Source organism: Acinetobacter sp. 1294243 (genome assembly GCF_000588015.1).
Lineage (GTDB): Bacteria > Pseudomonadota > Gammaproteobacteria > Pseudomonadales > Moraxellaceae > Acinetobacter > Acinetobacter pittii.
The window spans coordinates 14,755-30,601 of record NZ_JFXG01000022.1 but is presented as its reverse complement, the minus strand read 5'-3'; the positions used below and the strand labels follow the sequence as shown (position 1 = coordinate 30,601).

General features: G+C 39.2%; 16 protein-coding genes. 9 read left to right on the top strand and 7 right to left on the bottom strand.

Translation table 11 applies throughout. The annotated features are described in order from the left end of the window. The first annotated feature begins 9 nt into the window (after window positions 1-9). The 5 genes from J655_RS21765 to J655_RS21740 all read left to right on the top strand — a co-directional run bounded on the left by J655_RS21765 (window position 10) and on the right by J655_RS21740 (window position 5,065). Entirely contained in the window at window positions 10-1,170 is a 1,161-nt protein-coding gene (locus J655_RS21765) for a glutathionylspermidine synthase family protein (RefSeq protein ID WP_032053119.1), read from the top strand. Window positions 1,171-1,461: 291 nt separating this feature from the next. Continuing rightward, the gene (locus tag J655_RS21760) at window positions 1,462-2,517 is read left to right on the top strand and encodes an aromatic ring-hydroxylating oxygenase subunit alpha (RefSeq protein WP_032053117.1); all 1,056 of its coding nucleotides are present in this window, start codon (window positions 1,462-1,464) and stop codon (window positions 2,515-2,517) included. A 56-nt stretch (window positions 2,518-2,573) separates the two neighbouring features. Beyond that, complete coding sequence (gene guaD / locus J655_RS21755; protein WP_017481214.1) at window positions 2,574-3,899, top strand: guanine deaminase; 1,326 nt, start codon at window positions 2,574-2,576, stop codon at window positions 3,897-3,899. Between the two features lie 214 nt (window positions 3,900-4,113). Next, window positions 4,114-4,641 (top strand): hypoxanthine phosphoribosyltransferase, encoded by a 528-nt coding sequence (gene hpt, locus J655_RS21745; RefSeq protein WP_002115408.1) that lies wholly within the window; start codon window positions 4,114-4,116, stop codon window positions 4,639-4,641. Between the two features lie 172 nt (window positions 4,642-4,813). After that, window positions 4,814-5,065 carry a GlsB/YeaQ/YmgE family stress response membrane protein gene (locus J655_RS21740; RefSeq protein WP_002115476.1) on the top strand — a complete coding sequence of 84 codons (252 nt, stop codon included), beginning with the start codon at window positions 4,814-4,816 and terminating at the stop codon, window positions 5,063-5,065. Between the two features lie 52 nt (window positions 5,066-5,117). On the opposite strand, the gene J655_RS21735 is transcribed toward J655_RS21740, so the two are convergent. Both J655_RS21735 and dmeF read right to left on the bottom strand, forming a co-directional pair. Then, window positions 5,118-5,816: a DsbC family protein gene (locus J655_RS21735; protein ID WP_017481212.1), complete on the bottom strand. Its 699-nt coding sequence runs from the start codon at window positions 5,814-5,816 to the stop codon at window positions 5,118-5,120. A 95-nt stretch (window positions 5,817-5,911) separates the two neighbouring features. Further along, complete coding sequence (gene dmeF / locus J655_RS21730) at window positions 5,912-6,922, bottom strand: CDF family Co(II)/Ni(II) efflux transporter DmeF (protein ID WP_032053115.1); 1,011 nt, start codon at window positions 6,920-6,922, stop codon at window positions 5,912-5,914. 57 nt (window positions 6,923-6,979) lie between these two features. Here dmeF and J655_RS21725 point away from each other — a divergent pair, with 57 nt between their 5' ends. Then, complete coding sequence (locus J655_RS21725) at window positions 6,980-7,243, top strand: metal/formaldehyde-sensitive transcriptional repressor (protein ID WP_017481210.1); 264 nt, start codon at window positions 6,980-6,982, stop codon at window positions 7,241-7,243. 48 nt (window positions 7,244-7,291) lie between these two features. Here J655_RS21725 and mnmE read toward each other — a convergent pair whose 3' ends face one another. The 5 genes from mnmE to rpmH form a co-directional block, all read right to left on the bottom strand. After that, window positions 7,292-8,647 carry a tRNA uridine-5-carboxymethylaminomethyl(34) synthesis GTPase MnmE gene (mnmE, locus tag J655_RS21720; RefSeq protein WP_009392881.1) on the bottom strand — a complete coding sequence of 452 codons (1,356 nt, stop codon included), beginning with the start codon at window positions 8,645-8,647 and terminating at the stop codon, window positions 7,292-7,294. A 90-nt stretch (window positions 8,648-8,737) separates the two neighbouring features. Then, complete coding sequence (yidC, locus tag J655_RS21715; RefSeq protein ID WP_032053113.1) at window positions 8,738-10,498, bottom strand: membrane protein insertase YidC; 1,761 nt, start codon at window positions 10,496-10,498, stop codon at window positions 8,738-8,740. A 5-nt stretch (window positions 10,499-10,503) separates the two neighbouring features. Then, window positions 10,504-10,824 (bottom strand): membrane protein insertion efficiency factor YidD, encoded by a 321-nt coding sequence (gene yidD, locus J655_RS0104810; RefSeq protein WP_003656027.1) that lies wholly within the window; start codon window positions 10,822-10,824, stop codon window positions 10,504-10,506. 10 nt (window positions 10,825-10,834) lie between these two features. Beyond that, window positions 10,835-11,227, bottom strand: a complete 393-nt coding sequence (rnpA, locus tag J655_RS0104805; RefSeq protein ID WP_005063921.1) for a ribonuclease P protein component — start codon at window positions 11,225-11,227, stop codon at window positions 10,835-10,837. A gap of 29 nt (window positions 11,228-11,256) precedes the next feature. Then, the gene (gene rpmH, locus J655_RS21710) at window positions 11,257-11,391 is read right to left on the bottom strand and encodes a 50S ribosomal protein L34 (RefSeq protein WP_000831329.1); all 135 of its coding nucleotides are present in this window, start codon (window positions 11,389-11,391) and stop codon (window positions 11,257-11,259) included. Between the two features lie 681 nt (window positions 11,392-12,072). Here rpmH and dnaA point away from each other — a divergent pair. From dnaA to recF, 3 genes are all read left to right on the top strand, one after another. Beyond that, complete coding sequence (gene dnaA / locus J655_RS21705; RefSeq protein ID WP_017481209.1) at window positions 12,073-13,482, top strand: chromosomal replication initiator protein DnaA; 1,410 nt, start codon at window positions 12,073-12,075, stop codon at window positions 13,480-13,482. Between the two features lie 97 nt (window positions 13,483-13,579). Continuing rightward, window positions 13,580-14,728, top strand: coding sequence for a DNA polymerase III subunit beta (gene dnaN / locus J655_RS25620; protein WP_017481208.1), 1,149 nt, complete (start codon window positions 13,580-13,582; stop codon window positions 14,726-14,728). A 14-nt stretch (window positions 14,729-14,742) separates the two neighbouring features. Beyond that, window positions 14,743-15,825 carry a DNA replication/repair protein RecF gene (gene recF, locus J655_RS21695; protein WP_002115479.1) on the top strand — a complete coding sequence of 361 codons (1,083 nt, stop codon included), beginning with the start codon at window positions 14,743-14,745 and terminating at the stop codon, window positions 15,823-15,825. Window positions 15,826-15,847: the final 22 nt, after the last annotated feature.

Here is a 15,847-nt window from a genome sequence, read left to right as displayed (position 1 = left end):
TCACTCAATATGAAAAGAAAAATATTTACTCCACGACCAGACTGGCAAGTGGAGCATCAAAATATTGGTTTTGATTATTTTAATTTACCTTCTCTTGATGGCTCAATTTACTGGTCTGAAGGAGTTGCTTATGAGTTTACCCTTAAGCAGATTGAACAACTTGAAGATGCAGCAAATGAACTGCATCAGATGTGTTTATTGGTAGTAGGAGACCTTATTCAACGGGGCGACTATCCTGCTTATTTTCAAATTCCTGAAGTCGCTATAAACCATATTGAACATTCATGGAAACAAAATGCTCCGATGCTGTATGGCCGCTTTGATTTCGCTTACGATGGGCGAAATATCAAAATGCTGGAATATAACGCCGACACGCCGACGGGCTTACTCGAAGCCTCTGTCGCGCAGTGGCTGTGGATAGAACAAGTCTCAGGCATTGCAAACCGAGATCAATTCAATAGCATTCATGAAGACCTGATTAAACGCTGGAAAACAATTTTACCGCGTGGTAGCCATGTGCATTTTGCTGCTTGTCAGGAGGCTGGAAGGGAAGACTGGGGTAATTTAGAGTACTTAATGGATACCGCTTATCAAGCTCATCTACAAGTTTCCGAGCTTTCTATGGAGAACATAGGCTGGAACGGGCAAGATTTTGTTGATCTTCATAATCAGCCCATTCAAAACATATTTAAGCTCTACCCATGGGAATGGATCTGGGAAGAAGCCTTTTCTCAATATATCCACCCACAAACACAGTGGATTGAACCTTGCTGGAAAATGTTACTTTCAAATAAAGCGATTTTGGTTGAGCTTTGGAAGCGTTATCCAAACCATCCATTGTTGGTCGAAACCCATACCTATGACCCGCAACAAGCGTTGTCTGGCAAATGGGTGAAAAAGCCGATTTTGGCAAGGGAAGGGGCCAATATTCGAGTTTTACAAGACGGCCATGACCAAGGCGCGGCTTCTGGTAGCTTTTATTTTGATGACTATGACAAATACGGTTATGTCGTACAGAAATGGGTAGATACCCCATTATTTTCAGGGCAACTACCTACACTCGGTTTATGGATGGTTGGACATCAATGCGCCGGCATGTCTATTCGTGAAGATTGCTATGACATTATTGGTAATGATGCTCACTTTGCAGCACATTATTTTGTCGAGTAATAAGTACCTAGAGGTATTTTAAAAAGCACTTTTTAGGTGCTTTTTTATTATGCTTGATTCGCAATCAAACAGAGCATTTTACGTATATAGCGATAATGAATATTTATTTTTAAAGCTAAATTAGAACAAAAATTCAAAAATATAATGACTTAATATTATGTAATTTAATAATTTTATTCTTATTTCTTCAATTAAAAATCAATATTGGCAAGCTCTTTGCATCTCCTAAAAAGAAAAAAGCCTAGATTTTAAGGGCTCGTGAGAGCCCTGATTTTTTTAAGGAGTGATGCCATGAATGCGATTCCAACTTTAACGCCCGTTGCCATGCCGTGTAACAGCAGTTTTGAAGCAAAAGATTGGGAAATTTTATCTACTCACTGGTATCCCGTCGCACGTACTCAAGATGTCTCTACTGCACCTCAACGAGTCACGCTACTAGACGTCAATATGGCGTTATATAAAACAGAAAGTGGGGAAATTCATCTGGTTCGAGATATTTGCCCACATCGTGGGGTGCCATTAACCAAAGGTTGGGTGGATGGTGAGGTGATTGTCTGTCCTTATCATGGTCTACGCTATAACACCGAAGGGAAATGTACCCAAATACCAGCTCAGCCCGAACTAACTAAAATTTCTGATCGTTTTTCTCTGACCAAATTTCCAGTTGTACAAAGATATGGTCTCATTTGGACCAGTATTCATGGTCGTGATATTGCTAAAGCCAATATTCCTATATTAGATACTTGGGACCACGCAGAGCATCAATCAATTTTACCGCCTTTCGTCGATATTGGTGGTTCTAGTGGACGTCAACTTGAAGGGTTTATCGATGTCGCTCATTTTGCGTGGGTACATCACAATGCCTTTGCGAATCGCGATAATCCCATCGTCCCTAAATATCACACTGAACGTACCGACTATGGCTTAAAAACGGTCTATATCAGCAATGTCAGTAACTATCCTCATGAACTAAAACATCTCGAACCAGAAGGCTTTTTGTGGACGCGCACCTTTGATGTCTATCCACCTTTTTCAGCCGTACTCACGGTCGATTTTCCAGAAGGTGGAGTCTTAAAAATTTTGAATGCCTGTTGTCCTATCTCAAATAATAAAACCCGTTTATTTGTTCCACTCACCCGTAACTTTGACCAAACAGGTGATTTAGAAAAGGTATATGCATTTAATGCCCAAATTTTTGCCGAAGACCAAGACATGGTCGAATCACAAAAACCAGAAGAACTACCGCTTGATCTAATGATGGAAGCACATTTTGAAGCAGACCGTTCATCAACGACTTATCGACGGATTTTGGCTGAATGGGGACTAAGTAAACGTTATACCGTTTAAATATTAGCTAACTGGGGTACAATCAATCGAAAAAAGTGAAAATATAAAGGCTTTCCATGTCATTAATCGCAAATACCACCGTTGTGCGTGGTCGTTTTTTAGATATCCAGCAAACCGTCTCTGAGCCAACAGATATTCCAAATCAAGTGCGTTATTTGGAAGATGGTGTATTGGTTAGTGAACATGGAAAAATCAAATGGTTTGGTGCATGGGAAGACGCTCAGACGCATCTACCTGCTGGGGTTGAGATTCAACATTATCCAGAACAATTGATTGTACCCGGCTTTATTGATACCCATATTCACTTCCCGCAAACCGAAATGGTTGGAGCATATGGTGAACAACTTTTAAGTTGGCTCAATACTTATACTTTCCCAACTGAAATCCAATTTCAGGACAAAGCATATGCAAGTGAAATTGCCCAGTTCTTTGTTCAAGAGCTACTGAAACACGGTACAACCACAGCACTGGTTTTCTGTACAGTTCACCCCGAGTCTGTTGATGCCTTATTTAAAGCCGCAGAACACGTTCAGATGCGTTTAATTGCTGGTAAGGTACTCATGGACCGCCATGCACCTGAAGCGCTTTGTGATACGCCAGAAACAGCTTACAGCGACACCAAAGCACTGATTGAGAAATGGCATGGTAAGGGCCGTGCTCTCTATGCGATTACTCCACGTTTTGCACCAACGTCTACACCTGAACAGTTAGAAAGAGCAGGGCAGTTAAAACAAGAATTTCCAGATGTTTATGTACATACCCATTTAAGTGAAAACAAAGATGAAATCGCTTGGGTGAAATCTTTATTTCCAGAACAAGCAGGCTATTTAGATGTTTATCAACATTATGGCCTGACTGGTAAACGTTCTGTATTTGCTCATTGCGTTCACTTAGAAGATCAAGAATGGCAATGTATGCATGATACACAATCGGCTATTGCATTTTGCCCAACGTCAAACCTGTTCTTAGGCAGTGGTTTATTTCCACTGAAAAAAACTTGGGAAAAACAAGTGAAAGTAGGCTTAGGGACAGATATCGGTGCTGGTACATCATTTAGTTTGCTGCAAACCGTTAACGAGGCTTATAAGGTTCAGCAGTTACAAGGTGATAAACTTTCAGCTTATGAAGCGCTCTATCATGCAACTTTAGGTGGAGCAAAAGCGCTTGATTTACAAGATCAGTTAGGCAACTTCAATGTCGGTAAAGAAGCAGACTTTGTGGTACTGAATCTCAAGCCAACAGCATTACAGGAACTTCGCCAGTCTAAATCCAAATCTGTTGAAGACTCACTGTTTGCATTATTCACTTTAGGTGATGACCGTAATATTGAGGCGACTTATATTTATGGAAACCGTGCTTATCAAAAAGAAACAGCCAAATAAAAAAGTCATTGTTAAGTTTTTGTTATTATTTGGAATATGTGCTCTTGCATTAAAGCGTGATCGACATAATCCGCAAAATGATAAAATTTCACAGCCATCAAAGGGTGCATGAAACGTCATTTTGCTTTAAAATTTTACCATTAACTCAGATTTTCGAGGTGTTGCAGGTCAACACCTTTTTTATTTTTTCTTTTATATCTTGTAGGAATCTGCCATGACTGTTGCAATGAGCATCATGATTTCAACCGAAGAAATTCAAGCAAAAGTCAAAGAGCTCGGCGAGCAAATTAACGCTCACTATGCAAATAGTGATAAAGAATTAGTTCTTATTGGACTACTTCGTGGTTCTGTTATTTTCATGGCAGACTTGTGCCGTACAATTACTAAACCGCATGAACTCGACTTCATGACAGTGTCTAGCTACGGCGGCGGTACGACTTCAAGTCGAGATGTCAAAATCTTAAAAGATCTTGACGGTGAAATTCGCGGTAAAGATGTATTGGTTGTTGAAGATATTATCGACTCAGGCAATACCTTAAGCAAAGTCGTTGAAATGTTGCAAACTCGCGAGCCAAATTCAATCCAACTCTGCACATTAGTGAGTAAACCGTCTCGCCGTGAAATTGATCTTGAAGTGAAATTTTTAGGTTTTGAAGTTGAAGACAGATTCATTGTGGGTTACGGCTTAGACTACGATCAAAAATATCGCCACTTGCCATTTATTGGTGAAATTGGTTTATAAATTTCAGAGAAATAGCACCGCAAGGTGCTATTTTTTTATATAAAGCCTTAGCTTTGAACAAAAAAGACACAAAAAGTCGCAATCTGCTACAGACAAAATAGACAGCTCTACCGCACGATAGAATATGAAGCAAAATCATTAACTTCATCAAAAAAACAACTGGAGAACAAATATGTGGTCACTTATTGTTGCTATTGTAGTTGGTTTCTTTGCTGGCTTAATCGCTCGTGCTTTGCATCCTGGGGATGATAAAGCAGGTTTCATCGTAACGACCTTGATTGGTATTGCAGGTTCACTTCTAGCTACTTATGGTGGTCGTTTACTTGGACTTTACGGCGAAAACTCAGCTGCAGGCTTTATCGCATCCGTGATTGGTGCCATCGTTATTCTTTTTATCTACAACTTGATTGCACGAAAAAGCTAAACTTTAATTCATTTATAAAAAAAGCATCTTATGGTGCTTTTTTTAATTTATTTTAAAGACCTAACTCTTTCCATACGGCCTGAATTTCTTCAGCAGAGCGTGCGCCAACCAGTTTGAAACCATTCGCAAAAATTAGGGTAGGGGTGCCGTTAAAGCCGAGTTTTTTTCCTAATTCCAAATTACGATCAATTGGGTTTGCACAGCTCGCAGCTATTGGTTTAACACCTTGCTGAATCAGTTTTTTCCATGAATAAGATTGATTTGGTGCACACCAAACTTGTCTAGAAACCACAATAGACTGAGGTTTTAAAGGATAGATGAACGTGTAAATAGTCACATCTTTCAGCTTGTCGAGTTCAGGCTCAAGCTGTTTACAATAAGGGCAGTTTGGATCAGAAAATACTGCTAAAACATGCTGTCCATTACCTTTCACCGTTTTAATCGCATCTTTTAAAGGCAGCTGTTTCCAATCAATTGAGTTCTGTCTTAAAACTAGATCTTTGGTTAAGTTCTTTTGGTCTTTTAACCGAATCATAGAGCCTATAAACATATGTTGCCCATCTTCACCAACATAAATGATTTGCTGATCAAGATTAGCGCTATATAACCCAGGCATTTCAGTTTTCTGAATATTGCTAATTTTCAAATTAGGATATTGTTTTTTAATATTTTCCCTAACAGTATCTACATTAGCGAAACTCACACTTGCAGTTAGGCTAAATAATGCCAATATTCCTAATTTTTTAAGCATAAAACTGACTCATAGGTAGGAGAGGAGATCATTTTAATCAGTTCAGCTTTTTAAAACAGAACTGATTACCGAGTTATAACCAAACTTCCACTCATTTATGCCAATGTTTCACGTGGAACATAAATAGATTTTAGAGTATTAATTTCTACAGATATATGCACGATTTCATCATGAATGGATAAAGCATGACGAATCTGATCTGCGGTTAAAGAAATATCATCAGTTTCGAGTGCCAAAATACAAGAAAACTTACCTTTCGCGACTTTCCAGACATGAATATCCGTAATTTCAATGTGTTTAGGAAACTCAGCAATTACTTCACGGATCTCTTCAACTACCGGATGATCCATTTCTGCGTCTAAAAGGGTTTTTCCTGTCTCTTTCATTAATCCCAGAGACCATTTTGCAACCAAAATAGCACCTAAAATTCCTAAAAGTGCGTCTAAAAAATCCCATCCGAAATACTTACCTGCGAAAAGCGCAATAATTGCAAAAACAGAAGTTACTGCATCTGCAACTACATGTAAAAATGCAGCTTTTTGGTTTAAATCGTGGTGATGATGCCCATGATCATGCTCGTGGTGGTGATGGTGGTGGTGATGGTGATGGTGATGGTGATGGTGATGGTGATGGTGATGGTGATGGTGATGGTGCCCATCATCGTGAAGTAACCATGCGCAAATCAAGTTAATGACCAAACCTAAAATTGCAATCGGAATCGCTTCATTATAAAAAATTTCAACTGGATTAAATAAACGTTGTATCGACTGAAACGCCATAAAAATGGCGACAACCATCAACAAAATTGCACTGCTATAACCCGCTAAAATCTCGATTTTCCAAGTTCCGAAACTAAACCGACGATCTTTGGAATAATGACGAGCCGCGCGATAGGCAAAATAGGCTAAACCGAGAGCCAACATATGGGAACTCATATGCCAACCATCAGCCAAAAGTGCCATTGAATTGAAAAACCATCCACCGAATATTTCTAACACCATCATTGATGCCGTTAAAATCGTTGCAATCAAAATACGTTTTTGTGCAAGTGGATTTCCTTCATCAAACTGATGTTGATGATGACGTGATACACTATGATCCTGCATAATATTTAAACCCAATATACTCCCTACCAGTATATTGAATTATACAAGAGAACACAGATGAGTCACATTGGTCAGGATAAAAAAATACTTAATCGTGTAAAACGACTAAAAGGACAAATCAACAGCATTGAGCATGCTGTTGAACAGCCAGATATTTCATGCATAGAAATACTACAACAAGTTGCTGCAATTAAAGGGGCAATAAACGGTTTGATGAGTGAATTGATGGAACAGCATTTACATTATCACGTGCTCAAAGACGCACAAGTTGATCAGAATGAGCTAGATGAGTTTTTAAAGGTTCTAAAAAGATACGGTTAACGAGGTGACTGAATGACACAGCGATGTGCATCATTCAGAATTTTGTAATTATTTTCCAATACAGAATGAACCAAAAATCTTGCCTAATAAGTCATCGGCACTAAAGTCACCAGTAATTTCACCTAAAGCATTTTGGGCAAGACGTAGTGACTCAGCAACCAGTTCACCTGCGTTAAACACAACAAGTTGTTCACGTGCTTCTGAAAGATAGAGCTGCGTGCGCTTCATTGCGTCTAAATGACGTGTTCTTGCAATAAAGGTGTCTTCCTCAGGGTGGAAGCCTGCATGCGCTGTAATCGCGTCTACGAGGCCTTGTACGCCCATCTCTTGTTTTGCAGAAACAGTTATATGACGGAAACCTTGAAAATCACTTATTTCAGCTAATTGACCAGTTAAATCGCATTTATTACCAATTAACATTAAACGACGCGGTTCAATATGTTCCGCAAAATACTCTTGAGCGAGTTTTAATGGGTCATCACCTTGGTTTAAATCATAAACCAGCAATAACAAATCAGCTTGTTCAATTTCTTTGATTGCACGACGAATCCCTTCTTTTTCAACGATGTCACCTGTTTCACGAAGACCCGCAGTATCTGTTAAGGTGATTGGTAGACCATTTAAGCTAATTTTTTCATGTAAAACATCACGAGTTGTACCAGCAATATCTGTCACAATTGCACGCTCAACACCAGCAAGTGCATTTAACAAGCTCGACTTACCCGCATTTGGTTTACCCGCAATAACGACTTGCAAACCTTCACGGAGTAATTGCCCTTGTCGTGCAGAGGTTTGAACGGCATGTACCGACTGCTGAACATCCTCAAGTAAAGCTAAAATTTTGCCATCTGCCAAGAAATCGATTTCTTCTTCAGGAAAATCAATTGCTGCTTCAACATGCAAGCGTAAATGAATCAGTTTTTCTAAAACGGTATTAATTTTTGTTGAAAATGCGCCTTGTAAAGAGCGAACCGCAGAGCGTGCCGCAGCTTGCGAAGTCGCATCAATCAAGTCGGCAATCGCTTCCGCTTGTACCAAGTCCATCTTGCCATTTTCAAAAGCACGCATGGAAAATTCGCCGGCTTTTGCAGCAATTGCACCAAGCTCAAATAGACGTCCAAGCAAGGCATTTTGGATGACTGGACCGCCGTGACCTTGTAGCTCTACAACATCTTCACCTGTAAACGAGTGAGGATTGGGAAAGCATAGAACAATCCCTTCATCCATAATACTGCCATCAGCATCATAAAATTTACGGAAACCCGCCATACGCGCTTCTGGCAAGTTTTTTTGTGTCAGGTTTTGAGCAATTTCATAAGCCTTAGGTCCAGATAGGCGAATCACGCCCACACCACCACGCCCAGGTGGCGTTGCAATTGCGGCAATCGTGGTTTGACTTTGCATATTATTCACCTAAAAACCTAAAATCCAGCCAAAGAAAAATCCGCCTAAGATTACCATCTTAAGCGGATTTATTCAGCAAAAGTTCAACGATTAAGAAGCTGATTCAGTCTTATTGATACGACTTTTCTCAACGCTCTTATTAATAAACGACTGCTGTAAAATAGTAATACTGTTGTTCACAATCCAGTACAGTACAAGACCGGCAGGGAAGAACAACATAAATACCGTGAACATAATCGGCATAATGCGGAACACTTTTGCCTGCATTGGATCAGCGGGTTGCGGGTTCAACATTTGCTGTGCAAACATGGTAGCACCCATGATTAACGGCAAGATGAACCAAGGATCCATTGCTGACAAGTCCTGAATCCAACCTAACCATGGTGCGTGACGTAATTCCACACTTTCCATGAGTACCCAGTACAAAGCAAGGAAAATTGGCATTTGTAGCAACAATGGTAAACAACCTGAAAGTGGATTTACTTGTTCACGCTTGTATAAAGCCATCATTTCTTGCGAGAAGCGCATACGGTCTTCACCGAACTCTTCTTTCATGCGTTGCATTTCTGGTGCAATCACACGCATTTTCGCCATAGAACGATAACTTTTTGAAGATAAAGGCCACAAGATCATCTTCACCATAATGGTAAGCAAGATGATTGACCATCCCCAGTTGCCCACAATGCTATGGAAGAATTGAAGACCTAAGAACAAGAGTTTAGCAATCGGCCATAACCAACCATAATCAACAGTCTGATTTAAACCAACAGCTAAATCTTTTAATTCAGATTGTACTTTCGGACCTGAATAAAGTTTTGCATCCACTTCCATTGAAGTGCCTGCCGGAACATTAATCACTGGTGAGGTAAAACCAATGATATTCATGTGATCAGCAGATTGACGAGATTCAAGCTTAGCTACATAAGGCTGACCATTCGCTTGAGTCAGCTTAAGGTTTCCAGGAATCCAAGCACTTACAAAATAATGCTGAACAATCGCAACCCATCCACCTTTCGCTTCAGTATTTACTTTTTCTTCTGAGAAATTAGCAAATTTAAGCTTGTTGTAATGTGCATCAGGCGTTCCCCAAGCTCCACCTAAGAAAGTTCCTAGAGTGAAAATACCTTGAGAAGATTTACCTGGATCTTCAGAATTATCGCGCTTTAATTGTCCAAACATCTGACCTTGCCAGCTTTGTTGACTACGGTTAATGACTTGATGTTTTACAACAATTGGATATTGACCTTGAGTAAAGGTAAAAGTTTTAATAATTTCAACGCCTTCAGGTGTTTTAAATACCATCGGAACGTTTAAAACTTTTTCAGATTGCCCCTTTTGGTCCTGTACACCTTTAGCATCAGCCAAAGTATATGATGTCTTTTCAACAGCATATAATGGACGACCACCACGACTACTATCTGGTCCATTCAAACCAATTAAGCCAGATTGAGCAACATATGTACGCTTGGCATCATTTTCAAGCATAACAAAAGGTTGATCGCTGTCTTTGCTTTTGTCGTGTGAGAGTAATTCAATACGAACAATATCACCACCTTTTGAATTGATCCAAATATGGTAAAGGTCAGTTTGTACTGAAATAAGCTGTTGATTCACAGGTGCAGTTGCATCTGTGGTTTGTGACTGCGCAATATTTGCTTGTGGCACATCGGAAGCCACTGTTGCATTTTTAGCATTTGGCAAATCAGCAGATACTTCATGCGAACTTACAGCTGCCGCTTGTTGTTGCGGAGCAGTTGCAGCATTTCCATAATCTTTTTGCCAAGCCAAAATGAGCAAATATGCGGTGACAAACATGGCCCCGAGAATTGCAAACCTGGCCCATTGTTGCATATCTATTACCCCAAATGGTTAGAGAGATTTTGCTTCAGTAAACGATCACGAAAGGGTACAGCAACATGATGCGTTTGAGAATCTATTTGATGAAACGAAATAAAACGAATTGCTTTTGGCGGTACCGGATCATATCCAGATCCTCCCCACGGATGACAACGACATATCCGTTTAGAAGATAACCAAACGCCTTTTATCGCACCATGAGTTTGCAATGCTTCTATCGCATATTGGGAACAAGTCGGGATATAACGACAACGGGGTCCAAGAAGCGGACTAATCGCAATTTGATACAGTCGAATCAACCAACGTAGAAAACGGACCATTGGCTATCTCTTAATTCTGCGAGGTTGTGCCAACTTTAGAATGTTTTTTTGCTAAGCGCTGTAATTTTTGCCAAGCAAAGTCTAATTGTTGATATAGCTCAGCATTCGTAATCGTTTCTATACCAACTTTCGGCATCACCACAACATCTATGTCTGATCCAAAATTCGGCTGATGTAGACGAAAGCTCTCACGAGCAAGACGTTTTATTCGATTTCTTTCATGCGCTCGGCGCACTTTTTTCTTAGCAACAACAATACCCAAACGGCTTTTAGGCTGTTCGGTTAATTTTGCAAGAAATAAAAAATGGGGTTGATGCACTTTAAAAAGCGCACCATCAAATACACTTTTATAATCTGCAGCACAGCGTATTCGCACGTCTGTGCTAAAACTGTAAAGTGTCATCACACCCAAGTCTGGTCAGCGTAACAGTATTAAACAGTTAAGCTATGACGACCTTTTGCACGACGACGAGCTAATACTTGACGACCAGCTTTAGTTGCCATACGAGCACGGAAACCATGAACGCGTTTACGCTTTAATTCAGATGGTTGGAAAGTACGTTTCATATTGAAACTCCCAAAAATGATCTTTCTATAAAGGTCCGCGATTTTATTGTGCAATGTTTACGCTGTCAATGAAAAACCAAGAAAGTTTTGTATTTAACCCAAATTTTTAATCTCTTCTCTTCTTTTTATCACGGTCATAATTCAGTGCAATATATAGCTTTAAAAGTTATACACAAAGTAATTGTCTATTTTTATTAGAACTTTTAATATATACACACCTTATATACATATTTATCAACAAAACAAGATACCATCTTGGTTTGGATTTGCTGTATTTGAATTTAAATTCATATTTTGCAGTTATCCACAAAAGATCTCCACCCTATTAAATAAATTCAAATTTAGAAATTTAAATTTATTCTTATTAGGGATAACTTTTTCTGTGGATTTCGCACTTTTAAATTTAAAAAACATATATTTGAGTTGTTGATAACTCTGTTTTTACTATATTTATGGATTGTGGATAAGTTTATGTGTTAATTTATCCACAGCTTGTGCAAAAAGTTATACACAAGCCATTTTGAATTTAAATTCATTCACAAGAGATTTCTTTTTAGACAAAATCAACTGAAATCGTCATGACAGATGTGGATAACTTGGTTAGAATGGCGACCCCTTCTCATCAGGAAGGGTTAATCTTTAGATTATTTGAATTTAAAAACGCAGAAATAGGGGATACACATGCTTTGGACAGACTGCTTAACTCGCTTGCGACAAGAGCTCTCTGATAACGTCTTTGCGATGTGGATTCGCCCATTAGTTGCTGAAGAAGTAGAAGGGACACTGCGTCTTTATGCACCTAATCCTTATTGGACGCGTTACATTCAAGAGAACCATCTAGAATTAATTTCTATATTGGCCGAACAGTTATCAGAAGGGCGAGTACGTCAGGTTGAGATTTTAGTTGATTCTCGTCCTGGTAGTATTTTGTCATCAGGTGAGCAGCCAGCAACTACAACTGCTGCTTTGCAAACTGCGTCCCAACAAAGTATTAAAGTAAAAAAAGAACCAGATTCTATTTCCAGTTCACCTACTACTAATAGTGTAGTGAACCCAAAAACACCGAAAAAGAAACTATTAAACCCCCAATTTACTTTTTCTTTATTTGTTGAAGGCCGTTCGAACCAGATGGCTGCTGAAACATGTAGAAAGGTATTAACACAATTAGGTGCTTCACAGCATAACCCTTTATTCTTATATGGTCCGACAGGATTGGGTAAGACTCACTTGATGCAGGCAGTTGGTAATGCTTTATTGCAAGCCAAGCCTAATGCACGGGTGATGTATATGACCTCTGAGAGCTTCGTTCAGGATTTTGTAAGTTCTTTGCAAAAAGGCAAAGTTGAAGAATTTAAGAAAAATTGCCGTTCTTTAGATTTATTGTTGGTCGATGATATTCATCTTTTAGCAGGTAAAGAAGCAAGTTTGGTTGAATTCTTCTATACATTCAATGCATTACTTGATGAATCTAAACAGATTATTTTAACTTCAGATCGTTATCCAAAAGAATTGACCGAGTTAGACCCGCGTTTGGTTTCTCGCTTTTCTTGGGGTCTTTCAGTAGGCGTTGAACCGCCAGATATTGAAACTCGTATCGAAATTCTATTGAAAAAAGCCGAAAATAGCGGCGTTGATTTACCTCGAAATTGCGCATTATTTATTGCACAACAAGTAGTTGCCAACGTACGTGAACTTGAAGGCGCACTCAATAAAGTCGTCGCAATTTCTCGTTTTAAAGGTGCACCAATTGATCTTGATGTTGTCCGAGAGTCTTTAAAAGATGTGTTGGCAATCCGTGCGCGTACAATTAGTGTAGAAAATATCCAACGTGTGGTGAGTGAATATTTCCGTATTCCTTTAAAAGAATTGGTAGGACCAAAGCGGACTCGAATCTATGCGCGACCACGTCAGTTAGCAATGGGACTTGCTCGTGAGTTAACTGGTGATAGTTTTCCCGAAATTGGAATGGCTTTTGGTGGACGTGACCACAGTACAGTCATGCATGCTTGCGAAAAAGTAGTAAGTCTACGTGAAGAAGATCCGATTTTTGACGAAGATTATAAAAATCTACTGCGTCTACTCCAGAGTTAATGAAATGATAAGACGTTGTTGCAAAGTCTACGTAAGTGCAGCATAGTACACAGCTAAAAAATGAAATATTTGCTCCAAGTTGCTAGAGGAATGAATCGTGCGTTTGAAAATCGCTAAAGAAAGCTTACTCAATGTTTTATCGCATGTTGTCGGTGCGGTAGAACGTCGTCATACATTGAATATTCTTTCAAACGTCAAAATTCAGACTAATGCTCAGGCACTCACCATTACCGGTTCTGATTTAGAAGTCGAGCTGGTTGCCAGTACTGTTTTAACAGAAGGGGCATGCATTGAAGCAGGTGAAACAACTGTTCCTGCTCGTAAGTTGATGGAAATTTGTAAATCATTGCCTATAGCTGCATTGATTGACTTACAAATTACAGAAGATCAAAGATGTATTTTAAAATCTGGTAATAGCCGTTTTGTATTAGGTACTTTACCGGCAGAAGATTATCCATTATTGACCACTGAAAATAGTCAAGGTACACAAGTAAAGGTCACTCAACGTGAGTTAAAGCGTTTATTTGAAAAAACGGCTTTTGCTATGGCCGTACAAGATGTACGTTTCTATTTAACGGGTACTTTATTAGAAATTGATGAAAATCAATTACGTGCAGTAACAACAGATGGTCACCGTTTAGCACTTTGTGAAATTACTGCTTCTTCTACATCATCTCAATTGGTCCAAGCAATTGTGCCTCGTAAAGCTGTTGGTGAATTACAGCGTTTACTTAGCATTGAAGATGAACAATTAACGTTGCTGATTGGTCGCGAATTGTTAAATGTCACAATTAATACGCCAAGCCGTGACAAAGAGCAGGGCGATATCACTGTTCGCTTTACTACAAAGTTGATTGATGGAAAATTCCCTGATTATCGTCGTGTAATTCCACGTGGTGGCGATAAACATGTGTTAATTAGCCATGATGTGTTCAAACAATCATTACAACGTGTCGCAATTTTGAGTAATGAGAAATTACGTGGTGTTTTCTTGAATTTTAATCAAGATTCTTTACAGCTACGTGCAAATAACCCTGAACAAGACGAAGCGATTGAAGATTTAGCGATTCAGTATCAAAACATACCGCTTGAAATGTCATTTAATGCACAATATTTGCTGGATGTTTTAGGTGTGCTTGATGGTGATGATGTAAATATGAGCATGACTGAGGCAAATCAATCTGTATTGGTTCAAGATCCGGCACATCCTGATCAAACCTATGTCGTTATGCCGATGCGTGTATAATCTGGCTATCTAATATGCATCTTACGCGTTTAAATATTGAACGTGTGCGTAATTTAAAAACGGTTGCACTCCAAGGGTTGCAACCGTTTAATGTATTTTATGGCGCTAACGGTTCAGGAAAAACTTCAATACTGGAAGCAATCCATTTGCTTGCAACAGGGCGGTCGTTCCGTACCCATATACCTAAAAATTATATTCAATACTCTGCTGAAGATGCGATTGTTTTCGCGCAATCTGCAACTGAAAAAATTGGCATGCAAAAGTTGGCCTCTGGTGAGCAGTTGATGAAGGTCAATGGCGATACAGTGGCTACACAAGGACAACTCGCTAAACTGCTTCCTTTGCAGCATATTGATCCACAAAGTACAGATATTATTGACCATGGGGCGAAACCTCGGCGCCAGCTTTTAGATTGGCTGATGTTCCACGTGGAACCTGAGTTTTATTTTGCTTGGCAATATTATTCTCGTGCATTAAAGCAGCGTAATACTTTACTTAAAACCAGACGGAATATTTCTCTAGCGGATTTAGAGCCGTGGAATAAAATGTTGAGTGATTATGGTGAAATTTTACACTCTCAGCGTTTAAGTATTGTGGAACAATGGAATGTCTTTTTTCAAAATGATTTAAGTCAATTGCTACCTGATCTAGAGATTGAACTGGAATATAGTCCCGGTTTTCATACAGAGCAGGGACTCATGCAAGACTTGCTGAATCAACACCAGAAAGACATCGAACGACGCTATACCGAGTATGGCCCACATCGTGCAGATTTGCGCTTAAAAACCCCGTTTGGACATGCTGATGTAGTTTTATCAAGAGGTCAGAAAAAACTCTTGATTATTGCCTTAAAACTGTCACAAATTGCAATGTTACATGCGAGTAATAAGGAAACTGTGGTATTATTAGATGATCTGACAGCAGAATTAGACTTAACCGCACAACAACGTTTAATTGAACGATTAAGCCAACTTGGTAGCCAGGTTTTTATGACAACTTTAGATCATGCATCGGTAAAAAAACACTTACATGATCTGTCTATTTCATATCAATTATTCAATGTTGAATCCGGTCAAGTTAGTCTTGCTTCACCATAATTTTTTGATGTTACCCATCTTT